This window comes from Mucilaginibacter sp. (genome assembly GCF_041660805.1).
Taxonomy (GTDB): domain Bacteria; phylum Bacteroidota; class Bacteroidia; order Sphingobacteriales; family Sphingobacteriaceae; genus Mucilaginibacter.
In genome coordinates, this window is record NZ_JBAZVP010000031.1 from 36917 (window position 1) to 55638 (window position 18722).

Annotated in this window: 16 protein-coding genes and 5 tRNA genes; 20 read left to right on the top strand and 1 reads right to left on the bottom strand. The window is 40.9% G+C overall.

Annotated elements, in window-relative coordinates; all coding sequences use genetic code 11:
* Window positions 1-7: 7 nt before the first annotated feature.
* Window positions 8-355, top strand: coding sequence for a Spx/MgsR family RNA polymerase-binding regulatory protein (locus tag WC743_RS23800; protein ID WP_373016059.1), 348 nt, complete (start codon window positions 8-10; stop codon window positions 353-355).
* Between the two features lie 56 nt (window positions 356-411).
* On the opposite strand, the gene WC743_RS23805 is transcribed toward WC743_RS23800, so the two are convergent.
* Entirely contained in the window at window positions 412-1461 is a 1050-nt protein-coding gene (locus WC743_RS23805) for a hypothetical protein (protein WP_373016060.1), read from the bottom strand.
* 362 nt (window positions 1462-1823) lie between these two features.
* On the opposite strand from WC743_RS23805, the gene WC743_RS23810 reads away from it, so the two are divergent.
* The 19 genes from WC743_RS23810 to rpoC all read left to right on the top strand — a co-directional run.
* Entirely contained in the window at window positions 1824-3818 is a 1995-nt protein-coding gene (locus WC743_RS23810; protein ID WP_373016061.1) for a M1 family metallopeptidase, read from the top strand.
* Between the two features lie 101 nt (window positions 3819-3919).
* Window positions 3920-4606: a hypothetical protein gene (locus tag WC743_RS23815; protein ID WP_373016062.1), complete on the top strand. Its 687-nt coding sequence runs from the start codon at window positions 3920-3922 to the stop codon at window positions 4604-4606.
* Between the two features lie 135 nt (window positions 4607-4741).
* Window positions 4742-4933 carry a 30S ribosomal protein S21 gene (rpsU, locus tag WC743_RS23820; RefSeq protein WP_158995420.1) on the top strand — a complete coding sequence of 64 codons (192 nt, stop codon included), beginning with the start codon at window positions 4742-4744 and terminating at the stop codon, window positions 4931-4933.
* Window positions 4934-5002: 69 nt separating this feature from the next.
* Window positions 5003-5935, top strand: a complete 933-nt coding sequence (locus WC743_RS23825; RefSeq protein ID WP_373016063.1) for a tyrosine-type recombinase/integrase — start codon at window positions 5003-5005, stop codon at window positions 5933-5935.
* Window positions 5936-5947: 12 nt separating this feature from the next.
* Window positions 5948-6295, top strand: a complete 348-nt coding sequence (gene hpf, locus WC743_RS23830; protein ID WP_373016064.1) for a ribosome hibernation-promoting factor, HPF/YfiA family — start codon at window positions 5948-5950, stop codon at window positions 6293-6295.
* Window positions 6296-6541: 246 nt separating this feature from the next.
* Window positions 6542-6614: transfer RNA gene (locus WC743_RS23835), tRNA-Thr, on the top strand.
* Window positions 6615-6695: 81 nt separating this feature from the next.
* A tRNA-Tyr gene (locus tag WC743_RS23840) sits at window positions 6696-6776 on the top strand.
* Between the two features lie 87 nt (window positions 6777-6863).
* Window positions 6864-6936, top strand: a tRNA-Gly gene (locus tag WC743_RS23845).
* Window positions 6937-7004: 68 nt separating this feature from the next.
* A tRNA-Thr gene (locus tag WC743_RS23850) sits at window positions 7005-7076 on the top strand.
* Window positions 7077-7143: 67 nt separating this feature from the next.
* On the top strand, window positions 7144-8331 hold the full coding sequence (gene tuf / locus WC743_RS23855; protein ID WP_373016065.1) for an elongation factor Tu: 1188 nt from the start codon (window positions 7144-7146) through the stop codon (window positions 8329-8331).
* 124 nt (window positions 8332-8455) lie between these two features.
* Window positions 8456-8526, top strand: a tRNA-Trp gene (locus tag WC743_RS23860).
* A 17-nt stretch (window positions 8527-8543) separates the two neighbouring features.
* Window positions 8544-8738: a preprotein translocase subunit SecE gene (gene secE, locus WC743_RS23865; protein ID WP_373016066.1), complete on the top strand. Its 195-nt coding sequence runs from the start codon at window positions 8544-8546 to the stop codon at window positions 8736-8738.
* 13 nt (window positions 8739-8751) lie between these two features.
* Window positions 8752-9294 carry a transcription termination/antitermination protein NusG gene (gene nusG, locus WC743_RS23870; protein WP_373016067.1) on the top strand — a complete coding sequence of 181 codons (543 nt, stop codon included), beginning with the start codon at window positions 8752-8754 and terminating at the stop codon, window positions 9292-9294.
* Window positions 9295-9490: 196 nt separating this feature from the next.
* Complete coding sequence (rplK, locus tag WC743_RS23875; protein ID WP_373016068.1) at window positions 9491-9931, top strand: 50S ribosomal protein L11; 441 nt, start codon at window positions 9491-9493, stop codon at window positions 9929-9931.
* Window positions 9932-9958: 27 nt separating this feature from the next.
* On the top strand, window positions 9959-10657 hold the full coding sequence (gene rplA, locus WC743_RS23880) for a 50S ribosomal protein L1 (protein WP_191176017.1): 699 nt from the start codon (window positions 9959-9961) through the stop codon (window positions 10655-10657).
* Between the two features lie 2 nt (window positions 10658-10659).
* Complete coding sequence (gene rplJ, locus WC743_RS23885; RefSeq protein WP_191176018.1) at window positions 10660-11178, top strand: 50S ribosomal protein L10; 519 nt, start codon at window positions 10660-10662, stop codon at window positions 11176-11178.
* A gap of 58 nt (window positions 11179-11236) precedes the next feature.
* Window positions 11237-11620 (top strand): 50S ribosomal protein L7/L12, encoded by a 384-nt coding sequence (gene rplL, locus WC743_RS23890; protein ID WP_191176019.1) that lies wholly within the window; start codon window positions 11237-11239, stop codon window positions 11618-11620.
* Window positions 11621-11809: 189 nt separating this feature from the next.
* On the top strand, window positions 11810-15613 hold the full coding sequence (rpoB, locus tag WC743_RS23895) for a DNA-directed RNA polymerase subunit beta (protein WP_373016069.1): 3804 nt from the start codon (window positions 11810-11812) through the stop codon (window positions 15611-15613).
* A gap of 136 nt (window positions 15614-15749) precedes the next feature.
* Window positions 15750-18722, top strand: a 2973-nt coding sequence (rpoC, locus tag WC743_RS23900) for a DNA-directed RNA polymerase subunit beta' (protein ID WP_373016070.1), incomplete at its 3' end; no start/stop codon positions are given.

The window sequence follows — 18722 nt, forward strand, 5'->3', positions numbered from 1 at the left end:
TGCGGGCATGAAAGTTTATGGCATTACTAACTGCAATACAGTTAAAAAAGCGCTTGATTGGTTAAAGACAAACAATGTGGCTTACGAGTTTCAGGATTTTAAAAAACTGGGTGTAAGCACCGGTAAGCTGAACGAATGGGATGCAAAGGCGGGTTACGAAAAATTCATGAATAAACAGGGCCTTACCTGGAAACAGCTTGACCCTGCCGTTAAAGAAAGCATTAAAACTAAGGATGATGCCCTGCAATTGCTGCAGCAAAAAACCAGCATGATCAAACGCCCCGTTATTGAGGATGGCGACTTCCTGTTTTTTGGTTTTGATGAAGCTGTATATGCAGATCACTTTAAAAAGTAATCTCCCTTGCGCTTAGCGTTTTATTTATAAACTCCTTAAACGTATGATTAACTTGATCATTGGTACAAAAACTTATTGTATTGGTACTCACTTTTTCCAAATTTATTTGCCAACTCTTTAAAACGATTGTTTTTCTTGTCGCTACCGAACATACAAAAAACACTTTTAACGCTCTTGTTTTCTAATGCTGGTAAGAGATTCTCCGGCTCTTGATTTTGGGCCATCGTATAAATAAATTCTGTTAATGCAGAAGCAGTTCTCAAAACATCTAACCTTTTCAATCCTTTTAAATTGTCGAGTGTAATACGTTTAAGTTTATTTAATTTATTAAAACCGGGAAGCTCTTCAACATTTGGGAGCGATTGAATAAACAAGCTTTGCAACGCTATTAGATCAGAAATGAATGATATATCAGACAATTCTCTTACTTGCCAAAGTTCCAGATATTTTAAGTTCTGAAGAGATTTTAACGCGTTAAAATCTCTAATTCCCCCTAATTTTACATCTACCGACCATAGCTGATTTAATCCGCTTAGAAAGTTTAGGTTAGGAGTTGAAATAGATCTTAACGTGATTTTTTTCAATTTCTTCAAGGTATTGACAGCATCTATGCCTTTTGACTGTGCTTCGAGATATAACTCTTCGAGATGAACAAATCGCGCGATTGCATCAATCTTCGGTTTTTTTGATCGCGTTTGTTGTAAATAGAGTTCTTTCAAACCAGGATTGATTTCATATAAAAAATCGAAATTATCTAATTCAAATATCCCAACCCCAAGGGTTTCAAGGTTCTTAAGCTCTGTTACGACTTCAATTTCCTTCGCATTCCTCAAGCAATCAGCAGAAACTTTTCTCAATGATGGCATTCGTCGGAGAAAACTTAAGTTACACTCTTCCATATAATGGCCATAAATTCTTAAGGTAATATCCGGTCGTTGAGAAAAAACCACCTCTTCTAAAGAATCGATTTCCTTTTCAGTAAGCGGTGATGAGAACTGAATTGAAGAAATAATAGAATCATTTATCAATGGTCTTAAATCATCTTTTTTAAAGCCTTTGGAAACTTCATATTGTCCAATGGTCTTGTTAACAGCATGTATAGCCATATTTGAAGAGTAACAGTTTAGGTAATAGTCATTTACTCAACAAATATAACTATTATCATAATCAAGCTTCAATAACAGAAGCCTCTTACGTAATCATTAGTTTCTTAATAAACAGCTACGTCCGCTGCGCTACCTTCGCTGCCCTTTACACAACCCGCCTGAAACTGCTGCGGTGTTTAAGCGTTAAGATGAGATTGGCCTAAGCTGCATATTTCGCGAGAACCAGTAGGGTTTTAATCGCTTATCTTTCAAAACAAATTCATCCTACAGGTTAATTTAAGCATTACAATAAGGTAACAAAACGTTTACCCTTTCTGTACAATAATATTTTACAGTATACTTGCTTAAACAATTATCAAAAGATGAAATTTAAACTGATTGCCAGCTTTTCACTGGCTATACTAAGTATTAGCAGTGTTAGTCAGGCACAGCAAACGCCCCCCGCAACCGCTCCTGTATCAAACTATAATTATCATGACGCTTTCGCGCCTTTATTTTACACCAAAAATGGTTCGGAGTTTCGTGCGGCAGATGGGCAGCAAGGCCCTAAATACTGGCAAAACCGTGCCGATTATCAATTGGCAGCAAAACTGGATGACCAAACTAATGAAGTTACCGGTACCGAGGTTTTAACTTATACCAATAATAGCCCGCAGCGTTTAAGCTTTTTGTGGATGCAGGTAGATCAGAACCTTTTTAAGGCTGATTCAAGAGGTACAGCTATTATCCCCCCAAGCGGCAGCCGTAATGGTGGCCGCGGTTTAATGCCCGATGGTGGTTATAAAATTAAATCGGTAAAAATGCTGGGCGCTAAAGGCAAACCGGCTGTCGCATTGAAATTTCTGATCAACGATACCCGCATGCAGATATTTTTGCCGCAGGCTGTTACCCCAAATGGCGGCCAAATAAAACTGAACATAGAGTACTCTTATATCGTTCCTGAATATGGATCTGACCGTACCGGCATCCAAAACACTAAAAATGGTAAAATATATACCGTTGCACAGTGGTACCCGCGTATGTATGTGTATGATGATATAATGGGATGGAACGCGTTGCCTTACACCGGGCCGAGTGAGTTTTACCTGGAGTATGGCGATTTTGACCTGAGCATTACCGCACCTGCCAACCATATTGTGGTAGCAAGCGGCGAATTGCTGAACCCGCAGGAAGTATACACACCAGAGCAGGTTAAACGCTGGGCACAGGCTGCAAAAAGCGAGAGCACAGTAATTATCCGTTCTGCCGATGAGGTAACTAACCCGGCATCGCGTCCCGCGGGTAAAAAAGAACTTACCTGGAAATTTAAGATCAAAAACGCGCGTGATGCTTCATGGGCATCATCGGCATCGTTTATTGTTGATGCCGCCAAAATGGATCTGCCAAGCGGTAAAAAATCAATAGCTATATCGGCCTACCCGGTAGAAAGCAATGGCAATGATGCATGGGGAAGATCAACAGAGTACGTTAAAAAATCTATCGAATACAATTCACAAAAATGGTTTGAGTACCCTTACCCTGCAGCTACTGCAGTTGCCGGTATAGTAGGCGGTATGGAGTATCCGGGTATTGTGTTTTGCGGCTCAAGAGCAAAGACCCGTTCACTTTGGAGTGTTAACGACCACGAATTTGGCCATACCTGGTTCCCTATGATAGTAGGATCAAACGAGCGCTTATACGGCTGGATGGATGAAGGCTTTAACACCTTTATTAACACCTTAAGCACTGCCGACTTTAATAAAGGCGAGTATGCACCTAAAAATCCGGTTGATATGCAGAAGGTAGGCGGCTCCTTAACAAGGCCAGCCCTTGAACCGGTGTTAAGCAACCCCGACAATTTGAAGGAAGCCAACAACGGCACTCTGCTATATTTTAAACCAGGCACAGGCTTAAAATTATTGCGCGAGCAGATCTTAGGCCCTGAACGTTTTGATTTTGCATTTAAAACCTATATAGCCCGCTGGGCATTTAAGCACCCAACCCCTGATGACTTCTTCCGTACCATGGAAAATGCTTCGGGAGAGAGCCTGCAATGGTTCTGGAGGGGCTGGTTTGTAAACAACTGGCGTTTAGATGTTGCCGTAAACGATGTTAAATATATAAACAACGATGCATCTAAAGGAGCTTTGATCACCATTACTAATATGGAGAAAATGGCCATGCCGGTGATCCTCGAAGTAAAAACCGTTAGCGGTAAAGTGGAGCGCCTGAAACTGCCTGTCGAAATTTGGGAACGCAACAACAGCTTTGTTGTAAAATACCCATCAACAGAAGAGATAGAGTCGGTTACTTATGACCCTGATAAATCATTGCCGGATTTTAACCCGGATAACAATGTCTGGAAAAAGCAACAATAATATTAAAACCCGGCTTAAGCCGGGTTTTTTGTTGGTTTAAATGTTAAATTACCAAACTATCTTACCACAAAGAGGTTTACTCATAATATAGATCACCAGCCATGTCAAAGATACTTTCCGTTATAGTGATATTGTTATTTACCGCAACGTTTGCCCATTCGCAGGATCTGTTAAGAGGCACCGTTTATGAAGATGGCACCAATACACGGTTAACTAACGTTTTCATCCGCGATAACAATAATAAGCAGGTAACCATAACAGATAAGGATGGTAATTTCAGCATTAAGGCTGTAACCGGGCATTTGCTGGTATTTAATTCGCCCGGCTATTTGCCAGATACCCTGTACCTGATTAATCTATTGCCTAAAAGGGTAAATATGGTAGCCAAAACCATTAACCTTAGCCAGGTAAATATTACCGCTACCCGCGAGGCATTTAACCCACAGGCCGAGTATCCCGAGGTGTATGAAAAAAGCAAGGTGCATGCATTTTCCCCATCAACATGGTTCAGTAAAGAAGGTAAGGACGCCCGCAGGTTAAAACGCTATTTTAAGATGGAGGCAGAAGAACGGCATATTGATGCGGTGTTTAGTCCGGTTTACGTAGGCAGCATTGTACCGCTAAAGGGGCAGGACCTGATGAACTTTATATCGCTTTACCGCCCAACCTATGCATTTTTGAGAAGTAACAATTCTGAATCAATAGTAGCTTATATTAACGATAGTTATAAAAAGTTTATGGCTTTGCCGCCTGAGAAACGCTCGTTACCGGCCCTAAAAACGCAGTAAGGCGACTTTATATCCCCTCAATAGGTATGAGTAAAATAGCAGGGTTGAAACAGGTAAATAAATATTAAAATATTGTGTTTCAGATTTTAAAAGATTTTCCTACCTTTGACGTCCCTGAAAGGAGGTATTTGGGATATGATCATAATTAACGTAAAAGACGGCGAATCATTAGATAAAGCATTAAAACGCTTTAAAAAGAAATTCGAGAAAACAGGAGTATTAAGAGAGCTACGCAGTCGCCAGGCTTTTGAAAAGAAATCTATTACTCGCAGGCACGAAATTAAACACGCCATCTACAAACAGAACATGAACGCCGAGACTGTTTAATTTCTTTTTGATAAAGAATTTTTACAATTTCTCGTCACTATAAAAAAAACTATTTGTACATTCATATTCTTGGATGTTCAAATAGTTTTTATGTTTTTAGGCAGGTTTATACAGTATATAAAATTCGAGAAGAGGTACTCGCACCACACTGTATCAGCATACCAGTCAGATCTGGATCAGTTCCTGCTCTTTCTAAATCCACCCCATACCGAAGCATCCGTATCGCACCCATCACACATCACACATCACGATATCCGTAACTGGATGGTTCATTTAATGGACGGGGGTATATCGCCGCGTTCTGTTAACCGTAAGGTGGCCACGCTGCGCAAATATTTTAAATTTTTACTGCAGGAGGGAGATATAACCGTTAACCCAACATCGCGCATCAGCGCATCAAAAGTTGCTAAGAACCTACCCGTTGTTGTTGATGGCGATAAACTTACCGGCATGCTTGATGGCAAACTGGATGGATTGGAGAAAATTTTCACAGATGATTTTCAGGGCACCCGCGATAAACTCATCATTGAGATGCTGTTTGGCACCGGTATGCGCCTTGCCGAACTTACCGGTGTAAAAGAAACCGATATTAATTTTTACGAAAATACCATTAAAGTTTTAGGTAAACGCAACAAACAGAGGATAATACCTCTGAATACCGAGCTGGTGTTGCTTCTAAAGCAGTATATGGAGTTAAAGAAAAGTGAAAAATTTCATAACAATTCCTTAACTTTTTTCGTTACAAATAAAGGAACCAATATTTACCCGAAGCTTATATATAATACTGTGCAGCGATACCTTTCTAACATATCTACCCAAAGTAAAAAGAGCCCTCACGTGCTGAGGCATACGTTTGCTACAAGTTTATTAAATAAAGGCGCAGATTTAAATGCGATTAAGGAACTGCTTGGCCACGCTAACCTCAGCGCCACGCAAATTTACACGCACAATTCCGTTGAACGATTAAAGTCTATTTATAAACAAGCCCATCCAAAGGCATAAAAAGGAGGAAAAATGAAAATTACAGTGCAATCTATCCATTTTACAGCAGACAGAAAATTGCTGGACTTTATCCAAAAGAAGGTTGATAAGCTGGAGACATTTTATGACCACATTATTAGTGGCGAGGTTTACCTGAAATTGGAGAATGTAGAGGACGAGGCTAATAAAATATCGGAGATTAAACTGTTGCTGCCCGGTAACCGGATATTCGCAAAAGAGAAGTGCAAGACCTTTGAAGAGGCGACAGACCTGGTGGTAGAGAGCTTGAGAAAACAAATAGAGAAACATAAAACCAAGAAAACGATTGCCGCCGAAGCTGCTAAAAAAGCCGTTTTGGTATCACAAGAAGAAGATTTCTAAGTACATACATGAGGGTTAAATAGAGCCCAAATCGGCAGGTTTAAAGCCTGCCGATTTTTTTTGCAAAAATATTTTGTACAGCTTTAAATTTTTGTAGATTTGCAATCCCTTTCAGAGAGGTGTTAATCACCGCTCGCATATTGAAAGGATGGTTCTTTAAAATAAAAAATAATAGTGCGATATTAATTTGCCGCCAATTTCCTGAGATACTACTAAATGAGTAACGAAGGATTGGTAACAATTAAAGCCTCCTTAGCTCAGCTGGTAGAGCGACTGACTTGTAATCAGTAGGTCATTGGTTCGATCCCGATAGGAGGCTCTGTTAATTTTAGCATAATGGTTTGAGTTTACGATGCTCCAGTTGTAAGCTCGTTATGATCAAAGTGCTAAAATCAACAATGGGGGGATACCAGAGCGGTCAAATGGGGCGGACTGTAAATCCGCTGCTTCGGCTACGAAGGTTCGAATCCTTCTCCCCCCACAATTGTGAATGAGTGGATTAGTGAATGAGTGAGTTTTGAGAAATCAAATCGCATATTCACTAATTCGCTCATTCACTAATTATTTTGCGGAAGTAGCTCAGTTGGTAGAGCGATAGCCTTCCAAGCTATAGGTCGCGAGTTCGAACCTCGTCTTCCGCTCTGTTTAAAAGATGGACAGTACGCGGTTCGCAGCAAGCAGGTAACTGCAAACTGTAAACTGACTAAAAGCCGACGTAGCTCAGGGGTAGAGCACTTCCTTGGTAAGGAAGAGGTCATGGGTTCAAATCCCATTGTTGGCTCATTATATGATAATAATAGTATAATACGTTTTATAAAAATAAATTAACCTACAAACAAATATAAATCATGGCAAAAGAAAAATTTGACCGCAGTAAACCGCACTTAAACATCGGTACAATCGGTCACGTTGACCACGGTAAAACAACCCTTACCGCAGCTATTACTAAGGTATTATCTGACAAAGGTTTTTCAGAAGCTCGTTCATTTGATTCAATTGATTCGGCTCCTGAAGAAAAAGAGCGTGGTATTACAATCAATACAGCGCACGTTGAGTATTCAACACAAAACCGTCACTACGCTCACGTTGACTGCCCAGGTCACGCGGATTATGTGAAAAACATGGTTACAGGTGCGGCTCAAATGGACGGTGCAATTATTGTTGTTGCAGCTACTGATGGTCCAATGCCTCAAACCCGTGAGCACATCTTGTTAGCCCGCCAGGTTGGTGTGCCTTCATTGGTTGTGTTTATGAACAAAGTTGACATGGTTGATGATCCAGAATTGTTAGAACTTGTTGAAATGGAAATCCGTGAATTATTATCATTCTACGATTACCCAGGTGATGATATCGCTGTAATTCAAGGTTCAGCATTAGGTGGCCTTAACGGCGAGCCTAAGTGGGTTGAAAAAATTATGGAGTTGATGGATGCTGTAGATACACAGATCCCTATCCCTCCGCGTTTAACTGATCTTCCTTTCTTAATGCCTGTTGAAGATGTATTCTCGATCACTGGTCGTGGTACTGTAGCAACTGGCCGTATAGAGCGTGGTGTTATTAACTCAGGTGAGCAAGTAGACATCCTTGGTATGGGTGCTGAAAACTTAAAATCAACTGTTACAGGTGTGGAAATGTTCCGCAAGATCCTTGACAGAGGTGAAGCTGGTGATAACGTAGGTTTATTGTTACGTGGTATTGAAAAAACTGATATCCGCAGGGGTATGGTTATTTGCAAACCAGGTTCAGTAACTCCACACACTGACTTTAAGGCAGAAGTTTACGTATTGTCAAAAGCAGAAGGTGGTCGTCACACACCATTCTTTAACAAATACCGTCCGCAATTCTATTTCCGTACAACTGACGTAACCGGTGAAATTTCATTGGCCGAAGGTGTAGAAATGGTTATGCCAGGTGATAACGTTACCATCACTGTAAAGTTGATCAACGCTATCGCAATGGAAAAAGGCTTACGTTTCGCTATCCGTGAAGGTGGCAGAACAGTAGGTGCTGGTCAGGTAACTGAAATTTTAAAATAATTTCTTACCCTTAAATGGGTAGCAAACGGTTAATTTTTGTGTAAAGTACCGGGGCTTTGGTCTCGGTACTTTATTCACAATAAGCAAAAACAATATAATTTCCCTCTTTTGGGATATAATATACACGGGAATAGTTCAACGGTAGAATAGAGGTCTCCAAAACCTTTGATCAGGGTTCGAATCCTTGTTCCCGTGCATAAGTAATAATAAAGATGGCAAGCGTAACTGAATATATAAAGGAATCATACATTGAGTTGACCCAAAAGGTAACATGGCCAACCTGGCGCGAATTGCAAAACAGCGCCGTATTAGTGTTGGTTGCCGCAATTATTATTGCTTTCGTAATATTTGGTATGGATCAGATCATTGGGTTTGTTCTTAACAAGTTTTATACTTCACTGGCCTAATTATTATATATAGATGAGTGATCAATTAAAATGGTATGTAGTGCGTGCCATCAGTGGTAAAGAGAAGAAGGTAAAGCAATATGTTGATGCGGAAATAGCACGGTTAGGTATAGCCCACTTAGTGCCGCAGGTATTGATACCTACTGAAAAGTATTACCAGATGCGCGACGGAAAGAAGATTGCTAAAGAACGCAATTATTTCCCGGGTTATGTTTTAATGGAAGCTGCACTTGATGGTGAATTAGAGCACATTATAAAAAACATAAACAGCGTTATTGGTTTCCTTGGCGATAAGCAAGGTAACGCGATACCATTACGCCAGGCCGAAGTTAACCGTATTTTAGGTAAGGTTGATGAAATGAGCGCACAAGGCGAAACTATGAATGTACCTTATTACGTTGGCGAAAACGTTAAAGTAATGGACGGGCCATTTAACGGGTTTAGCGGTGTGATAGAAGAGGTTAACGAAGAGAAAAAGAAATTGAAAGTAATGGTAAAGATTTTTGGGCGCCGTACACCGCTTGAATTGAATTACATGCAAGTAGAGAAAGAATAGTTTGGTAAATAGTGAATGGTTGATTATGTGAGTAGTTAACCGTTAACGATCCCCCAAACAATAAATATAAATAAAGCGTGTTTGATATATAGAGAAAGGCAACTACTCACCACTCACAAAATCAACCACTCACAAAACCTTAAATGTTACTTAGCTTCCACTTACTAACATTGAGTTATAATTAAAACAAATCAAAATGGCAAAAGAAGTCGGTGCGATGGTAAAGCTACAAGTGAAGGGCGGCGCTGCAAACCCATCTCCACCAATTGGCCCAGCATTGGGTGCAAAGGGTGTGAACATTATGGAGTTTTGCAAGCAGTTCAACGCACGTACCCAGGATAAACCTGGCAAAGTGTTACCTGTAGTTATTACTGTTTATGTCGACAAGTCTTTCGATTTTATCATTAAAACCCCTCCGGTAGCGATCCAATTATTGGAAGCAACTGGTTTAAAAGGTGGTTCGGCTGAACCCAACCGTAAAAAAGTTGCCAGTGTAAACTGGGAGCAGGTTGAGAACATAGCCAAAGATAAAATGACTGATTTGAATGCATTCACAGTAGAATCAGCCATGAAAATGGTGGCAGGTACTGCCCGCAGTATGGGGATAACCGTATCAGGTACGGCACCCTGGAATTAATTAATTTATACAAATCAGTTTAAGACAGTGGCTAGATTAACAAAAAATCAAAAAGTGGCACTCTCCAAGATTGAGGCAAACAAAACATACACTTTAGAAGCAGCATCATCACTGGTAAAGGAATTAACCAATACCAAATTTGATTCATCTGTTGATATTGATGTACGTTTAGGTGTTGACCCGCGTAAAGCCAATCAAATGGTACGTGGTATAGCAACATTACCTCATGGAACCGGTAAAACTGTACGTGTATTGGTGCTTTGTACTCCAGATAAGGAGCAAGAAGCTAAAGATGCAGGTGCGGATTTTGTTGGCTTGGATGATTATATTGCCAAGATTGAAGGCGGATGGACTGATGTTGATATTATCATCACTATGCCAAGCGTTATGGCTAAGGTAGGTCGTTTGGGCAGAATATTAGGCCCGCGTAACCTTATGCCTAACCCTAAATCAGGAACAGTAACACCAGAAGTTGGTAAAGCTGTTGCAGACGTAAAAGGTGGTAAGATCGATTTCAAGGTTGACAAAACCGGTATCATCCATACCTCAATAGGAAAAGCATCTTTCACTGCTGAGAAAATTTATGAGAATGCATTAGAAGTATTGCAAACTATCTCTAAATTAAAACCATCAGCAGCAAAAGGCACATATTTTAAGAGCATACATATCTCTTCAACCATGTCGCCGGGTATTACAATTGAAACTAAATCAGTAGCGGGGATCTAATCATGAATAAAGAAGAAAAACACGACCTTGTTCTTGCCCTTGCTGATCAGATTAAAGAGTACGGTAATTTTTACATTACTGATACTGCTGATCTAACGGTTGCAAAAGTAAACAATATCCGTCGTCAATGTTTCGAGGCTGATATCACCATGCAGGTTGCAAAAAATAGCTTGATCAAAAAAGCTATGGAAGCAGCAGAAGGTGATTTTACCCCGATTTATGATGTATTAAAAGGTTCTTCATCAATCCTTTTCTCAAAATCAGCAACTGCCCCGGCAAAGTTGATCAAGGCTTTAAGGAAAAAAGGTGATAAACCAGTTTTAAAAGCAGCATACATTGATTCAGCGATATTCATCGGCGATAATCAATTAGATACTTTGACCAAATTGAAGTCAAAAGAGCAATTGATCGGCGAGATAGTAGGCTTACTGCAATCACCAGCAAAGAACGTTATTTCTGCATTACAATCAGGCGGAAATATATTAGCAGGTGTTGTAAAAACATTACAAGAAAGAGGTTAACGAACACCTTAAAGTTCGATATTAAACAAAAAGCATTAAGTAAAAAATAAAAAATAAAATGGCGGATTTAAAAGCGTTTGCTGAACAGTTGGTAAACTTAACAGTAAAGGAAGTAAACGAATTAGCTCAGATCTTAAAAGACGAGTATGGCATTGAGCCTGCTGCTGCAGCTGTTGCTGCTGCACCAGCTGCTGGTGGTGGCGATGACGCTCCTGCTGCTGCTGCTGAGCAAACTGCATTTGACGTAATCCTGAAAGAAGCAGGTGGTTCAAAATTAGCAGTTGTTAAATTAGTAAAAGACTTAACTGGCTTAGGTTTGAAAGAAGCTAAAGATTTAGTTGACGGTGCACCTAAAGAGGTTAAAACCGGCGTTACTAAAGAAGAAGCTCAATCTTTGAAATCTCAATTAGAAGAAGCTGGAGCAGTAGTTGAGGTTAAATAATTTAACCACACACACAATAGCATCAGACTCCGACCATTTTTGGTCGGGGTCTATTGCTGTTTATACACGTCTTGAAACAGTATAAAGCCCGGGATTTGCTTTTTACGATGAAGTACAGCAAGCTAACTGCCTGTAGTACACCACAAATCCCAACATAAATACAGGTTTAATAAATTAAATTATAACACCTTGGCAAACAATAATAACCAAAGAGTAAACTTTGCAACCAGCAGAAAGGTACTTGATTACCCCGATTTCCTGGATGTACAGTTACAATCTTTCCAGGAATTTTTTCAATTGGAAACCACGTCAGACAACCGCTACAAAGAGGGGTTGTTTAAAGTATTTGCCGAAAACTTTCCTATTTCAGACTCAAGGAACATCTTCGTTTTAGAGTTTCTTGATTACTTTATTGATCCGCCACGTTACGATATACGCGAGTGTATTGAGCGCGGGTTAACTTACAGTGTGCCATTAAAAGCAAAACTTCGCTTATCATGTAATGATGCTGAGCACGAAGATTTTGAAACAATTGTACAGGACGTGTACCTGGGAACTATCCCTTACATGACACCTAAAGGTACATTTGTTATCAATGGTGCCGAGCGTGTAATTGTATCACAGTTACACCGTTCGCCAGGTGTGTTCTTTGGCCAAAGCCGCCACACCAACGGTACAAAATTATATTCGGCCCGTGTTATACCTTTCAAAGGTTCATGGATTGAGTTTGCTACTGACGTTAATAACGTGATGTACGCATACATTGACCGTAAAAAGAAATTCCCGGTTACTACGCTTCTTCGTGCAATAGGCTACGATTCTGATAAAGATATATTAGAATTATTTGAGCTTGCAGATGAAGTTAAGGTAAGCAAATCAGGCCTGAAGAAATTCATTGGCCGTAAGCTTGCTGCAAGGGTGCTTAAAAAATGGGTTGAAGATTTTGTGGATGAGGATACCGGTGAAGTGGTTTCTATCGACCGTAACGAGATCATCCTTGAGCGCGAAACCGTATTGGAAGACGACCATATTGATATGATCATTGATGCCGGTGTTAAAACCATCATCCTTAACAAGGAAGATGCTGCCACCAGCGGTGATTATACTATTATATATAATACGTTACAAAAAGATACTTCAAACTCAGAGAAAGAAGCGGTTGAGCATATCTACCGTCAATTACGTAACGCTGAACCACCTGATGAAGAAACAGCACGTGGTATCATCGACAGGTTATTCTTCTCTGATAAAAGATATGATTTGGGCGATGTGGGCAGGTACCGCATCAACCGTAAATTAAAGCTGAATACTTCTGACGAAACAAAAGTATTAACCAAGCAGGATATCATCGCGATTGTGAAATACCTGATCAAATTAATCAACTCAAAAGCTGAGGTGGATGATATTGATCACTTGTCAAACCGTCGTGTTCGTACCGTTGGCGAGCAGCTTTACGCACAGTTTGGTGTAGGTTTAGCGCGTATGGCCCGTACCATCCGCGAGCGTATGAACATTCGTGATAACGAGGTGTTCACACCAACAGACCTGATCAACGCGCGTACATTATCATCTGTGATCAACTCGTTCTTCGGAACAAACCAGTTATCACAGTTTATGGACCAAACCAATCCACTGGCAGAGATCACGCACAAGCGTCGTCTGTCAGCCCTTGGGCCCGGCGGTCTGTCGCGTGAGCGTGCAGGTTTCGAGGTTCGTGACGTTCACTACACCCACTACGGTAGGTTGTGTACTATCGAAACTCCGGAAGGACCGAACATTGGTTTGATATCATCACTTTGCGTACACGCCAAGATCAACAACTTAGGCTTCATCGAAACACCATACAAACGTGTGGTTGACGGTAAAGTACAGGTTGATGAGCCGGTTATCTACTTATCTGCCGAAGATGAGGACGGAAAAACCATTGGCCAGGCAAATGCTTATTATGATGATAAAGGTGTATTCGCTAATCCACGTGTAAAAGCACGTTTTGAAGGTGACTTCCCTATTATTGACCCGGATAAGCTGGATCTGATGGATATCGCTCCAAACCAGATCACTTCAATCGCGGCTTCATTAATTCCGTTCCTGGAACATGATGATGCTAACCGTGCATTGATGGGATCAAACATGCAACGCCAGGCTGTACCATTGTTACGCCCTGAAGCGCCAATTGTAGGTACCGGTTTGGAAGGCCGTGTAGCAAAAGACTCTCGTACCCTGATCAACGCCGAAGGCGATGGTGTGGTTGAGTATGTTGATGCTAACGAGATCAAAATTAAGTATGACCGTAACGAGCTTGACCGCCTGATATCTTTTGATGGCGATACAAGGAGCTACTTGTTAACTAAATTCAAGAAAACCAACCAAAGCACTACCATTAACTTAAAACCTATCGTTAAGAAAGGCCAACGAGTTACTAAAGGTGAAGTACTTTGCGAGGGCTACGCTACCCAGAATGGTGAGCTTGCCTTAGGCCGTAACCTTAAAGTGGCATTCATGCCTTGGCAAGGTTATAACTTTGAGGATGCGATCGTAATTTCTGAGCGTGTAGTATCTCAGGATATATTCACATCACTTCACGTTGAAGAATTTGAACTTGAAGTACGTGATACAAAACGTGGCGAAGAGGAATTGACACCGGATATCCCTAACGTATCAGAAGAAGCTACTAAAGACCTTGACGAAGACGGTATCATCCGTGTTGGTGCCGAGGTTAAAGAAGGCGATATCCTGATCGGTAAGATCACTCCAAAAGGTGAGTCAGACCCTTCACCGGAAGAAAAACTGTTACGCGCCATATTTGGTGATAAAGCCGGTGACGTTAAGGATGCATCATTAAAAACTCCGCCGTCTATCGCGGGTGTTGTTATTGATACCAAACTTTTCAGCCGTGCTAAGAAAACCACTAAAGCAGAAGAAAAAGCACAAATTGAAAAACTTGATGCTAAACATGATAAAGCTGTAAAAGATCTTAAAAATACTTTGATCGAGAAGTTATTTGAGATTGTTAACGGCAAAACATCACAAGGTGTTTACAATGTTTACAAAGAGCTGTTTGTTGCTAAAGGTGTTAAATTCACTCAGAAAATACTGACTGAGCTTAACTACGAAAACATCAACCCAACAAAATGGACAACTGATGATGATAAGAACGACCAGATAAAAACTTTGCTTCACAATTATAACATTAAAGTGAACGAAGAACTTGGTGCTTACCGTCGCGATAAGTTTGCCATCAGCGTAGGTGATGAGCTGCCATCAGGTATCGTACAAATGGCTAAAGTTTACATCGCTAAAAAGCGTAAACTTAAAGTGGGTGATAAAATGGCGGGCCGCCACGGTAATAAAGGTATTGTTGCACGTATTGTACGTGACGAGGATATGCCTTTCTTAGAAGACGGTACCCCGGTTGATATTGTTTTGAACCCACTGGGTGTACCTTCACGTATGAACCTTGGCCAGATCTATGAAACCGTATTAGGTTGGGCAGGTAAAGAGCTTGGCGTTAAATTCGCTACTCCTATTTTTGATGGTGCAAGCCATACCGAAGTAGAAGAGTGGGTTAAAAAAGCAGGCTTACCAGAATCTGGCCGTACCTATTTATACAATGGTTTAACAGGCGACCGTTTTGACCAGCAAACAACTGTAGGTATTATCTACATGCTGAAACTTGGTCACATGGTTGACGATAAGATGCACGCGCGTTCTATCGGGCCATACTCATTAATTACACAACAGCCATTGGGTGGTAAAGCCCAGTTTGGTGGTCAGCGTTTTGGTGAGATGGAGGTTTGGGCACTTGAGGCATTCGGTGCATCAAACATACTGCAGGAAATATTAACCGTTAAATCGGATGATGTTATCGGCCGTGCCAAAACTTATGAGGCTATTGTTAAAGGTGAAAACTTACCTACTCCATCAGTTCCTGAATCATTCAATGTATTGGTTCATGAGTTAAGAGGTTTAGGTTTGGATATCACGTTAGAATAATTAGTGATTTAGTGAGGGATTGAATTAGTGATTTATCACAGTTCGCTTCCTCACTAATTCAACATAGTAAGCAAGTGGTTTTATATCACTAATTCGCTAAATCACTAATTCAATCATTAAAAAACAAAGGGAGACTATGTCTTACAAAAAGGATAATAAAATCAAGAGTAATTTCACCACAATTACCATCAGTTTAGCTTCTCCGGAATCTATCCTGGAGCGTTCAAGCGGTGAAGTTTTAAAACCTGAGACAATTAACTACCGTACCTACAAACCTGAGCGTGATGGTTTGTTCTGCGAGCGTATTTTTGGTCCGGTTAAAGATTACGAATGCCATTGCGGTAAATACAAACGTATCCGTTACAAGGGTATAGTGTGTGACCGTTGCGGTGTTGAAGTAACTGAGAAAAAGGTTCGCCGTGAGCGTATGGGTCACATCAATTTGGTGGTGCCTGTTGCGCATATCTGGTATTTCCGCTCGTTGCCAAATAAAATTGGTTACCTGCTGGGCTTACCAACTAAAAGGCTTGACCTGATCATTTATTATGAAAGATATGTAGTTATACAGCCGGGTGTTAAAGAATCAGACGGGATCTCTAAAATGGATTTCCTGACAGAAGAAGAGTACCTGGATATATTGGATACTTTACCAAAAGAAAACCAATATCTGGATGACAAAGACCCACAGAAATTTGTGGCTAAAATGGGTGCCGAGGCACTTGAAGAGTTATTGAAACGCATCAACTTAGATGAGCTTTCATACAACCTTCGTCACCAGGCAGCTAACGAAACTTCTCAGCAACGTAAAAACGAAGCGTTAAAACGCTTACAGGTTGTTGAAGCTTTCCGTGGTGCGGCTACAAGGATAGAGAATAACCCGTCATGGATGATCGTTAAGATCGTTCCGGTTATACCTCCTGAATTGCGCCCGTTAGTACCATTGGAAGGTGGCCGTTTCGCTACTTCCGATTTGAACGATTTATACCGCCGTGTAATTATCCGTAACAACCGTTTAAAACGTTTGATCGAGATAAAAGCACCAGAGGTAATTTTACGTAACGAAAAACGTATGTTACAGGAAGCTGTAGATTCGTTATTTGACAACTCACGTAAAGTTAACGCGGTAAAAACTGAAGGTAACCGTGCTTTAAAATCACTTTCAGATATCCTGAAAGGTAAACAAGGCCGTTTCCGTCAAAACTTATTAGGTAAACGTGTGGATTATTCAGCACGTTCGGTAATTGTTGTAGGGCCAAACCTTAAATTACACGAGTGCGGTTTACCAAAAGATATGGCAGCTGAATTATTCAAACCATTTATCATTCGCAAAATGATTGAGCGTGGTGTGGTTAAAACAGTAAAATCTGCCAAAAAGATTGTTGACCGTAAAGACCCACTAGTTTGGGATATTTTGGAAAACGTATTAAAAGGCCACCCTGTATTACTAAACCGTGCGCCAACGCTGCACAGGTTGGGTATCCAGGCTTTCCAGCCAAAATTGGTTGAAGGTAAGGCTATACAATTGCACCCGTTAACCTGTACCGCCTTCAACGCGGATTTTGACGGTGACCAGATGGCTGTTCACGTACCCCTTGGTAACGCAGCAATTTTGGAAGCCCAGGTATTGATGCTTGCATCACACAACATTCTTAACCCTGCAAACGGTACGCCTATTACAGTACCTTCTCAGGACATGGTGCTTGGTTTGTACTACATAACCAAAGGCCGTAAAACTGACGAAGGACGTGTTGTAAAAGGACAAGACTTAACTTTCTATTCTGCCGAAGAGGTAATTATCGCTTATAACGAAAGAAAGATTGATCTGCACGCGTTTATTAAGGTTAAAGGAAAAATTAAAGATCGCGATGGTAACATCGTATCTAAAATAATTGAGACCACTGTAGGCCGCGTGTTGTTTAACCAGCATGTGCCTGAAGAAGTTGGTTACATAAATGAACTGTTAACCAAAAAATCACTGCGTGATATTATTGGTGAAGTAGTGAAAATTACCGGTATGGCACGCGCTGCCCAGTTCCTTGATGATATTAAGGAGTTAGGTTTCCGTATGGCATTCCAGGGTGGTTTATCATTTAACCTTAAGGATATCAACATTCCTGAAGAAAAAGTTACGCTGATAGCACAGGCTTCTAAAGAAGTTGAAGACGTTATGGGTAACTATAACATGGGTTTCATTACTAACAATGAGCGTTACAACCAGATCATCGATATCTGGACACGTATCAACAACCGCTTAACAGCGAATGTAATGAATATCCTTAGCAACGATAACCAGGGCTTTAACTCTGTTTACATGATGCTTGATTCAGGTGCGCGTGGTTCTAAAGAGCAGATTCGTCAGCTTGCAGGTATGCGTGGTTTGATGGCTAAGCCTCAAAAATCAGGTTCAGGTGGCGAGATCATTGAAAACCCTATCCTTTCAAACTTTAAAGAAGGTTTGTCGGTATTAGAGTACTTCATTTCTACCCACGGTGCGCGTAAAGGTTTGGCGGATACGGCGTTAAAAACAGCGGATGCTGGTTACTTAACCCGTAGGTTGCATGATGTTGCGCAGGATATGATTGTTGGTGAAGTTGATTGCGGTACTTTAAGAGGTATCTACACAACTGCATTAAAAGATAACGAGGATATTGTTGAGCCGTTATACGACCGTATTTTGGGCCGTACAACCCTGCACGATGTTCATGATCCTATCACCAACGAGTTGCTAATTTCTGCAGGTGAGGACATTACTGAAGAGATTGCCAAAAAAGTTGAGAACTCACCTTTAGAAGGTGTTGAAATACGTTCGGTATTAACTTGCGAAAGCAAACGTGGTGTATGTGCATTATGCTACGGCCGTAACCTTGCAAGCGGTAAACGCGTGCAAATGGGCGAGGCTGTTGGTGTAATTGCAGCACAGTCAATCGGTGAGCCGGGTACACAGTTAACACTACGTACATTCCACGTTGGTGGTACCGCATCAAACATTGCGGCCGAGTCACAGATCAACGCTAAATTTGATGGTGTTATTGAATTTGAGAACGTACGTACAGTTGCATACAAAACTGACGAAGAAACTGTTGATGTTGTATTGGGTCGTTCAGGCGAG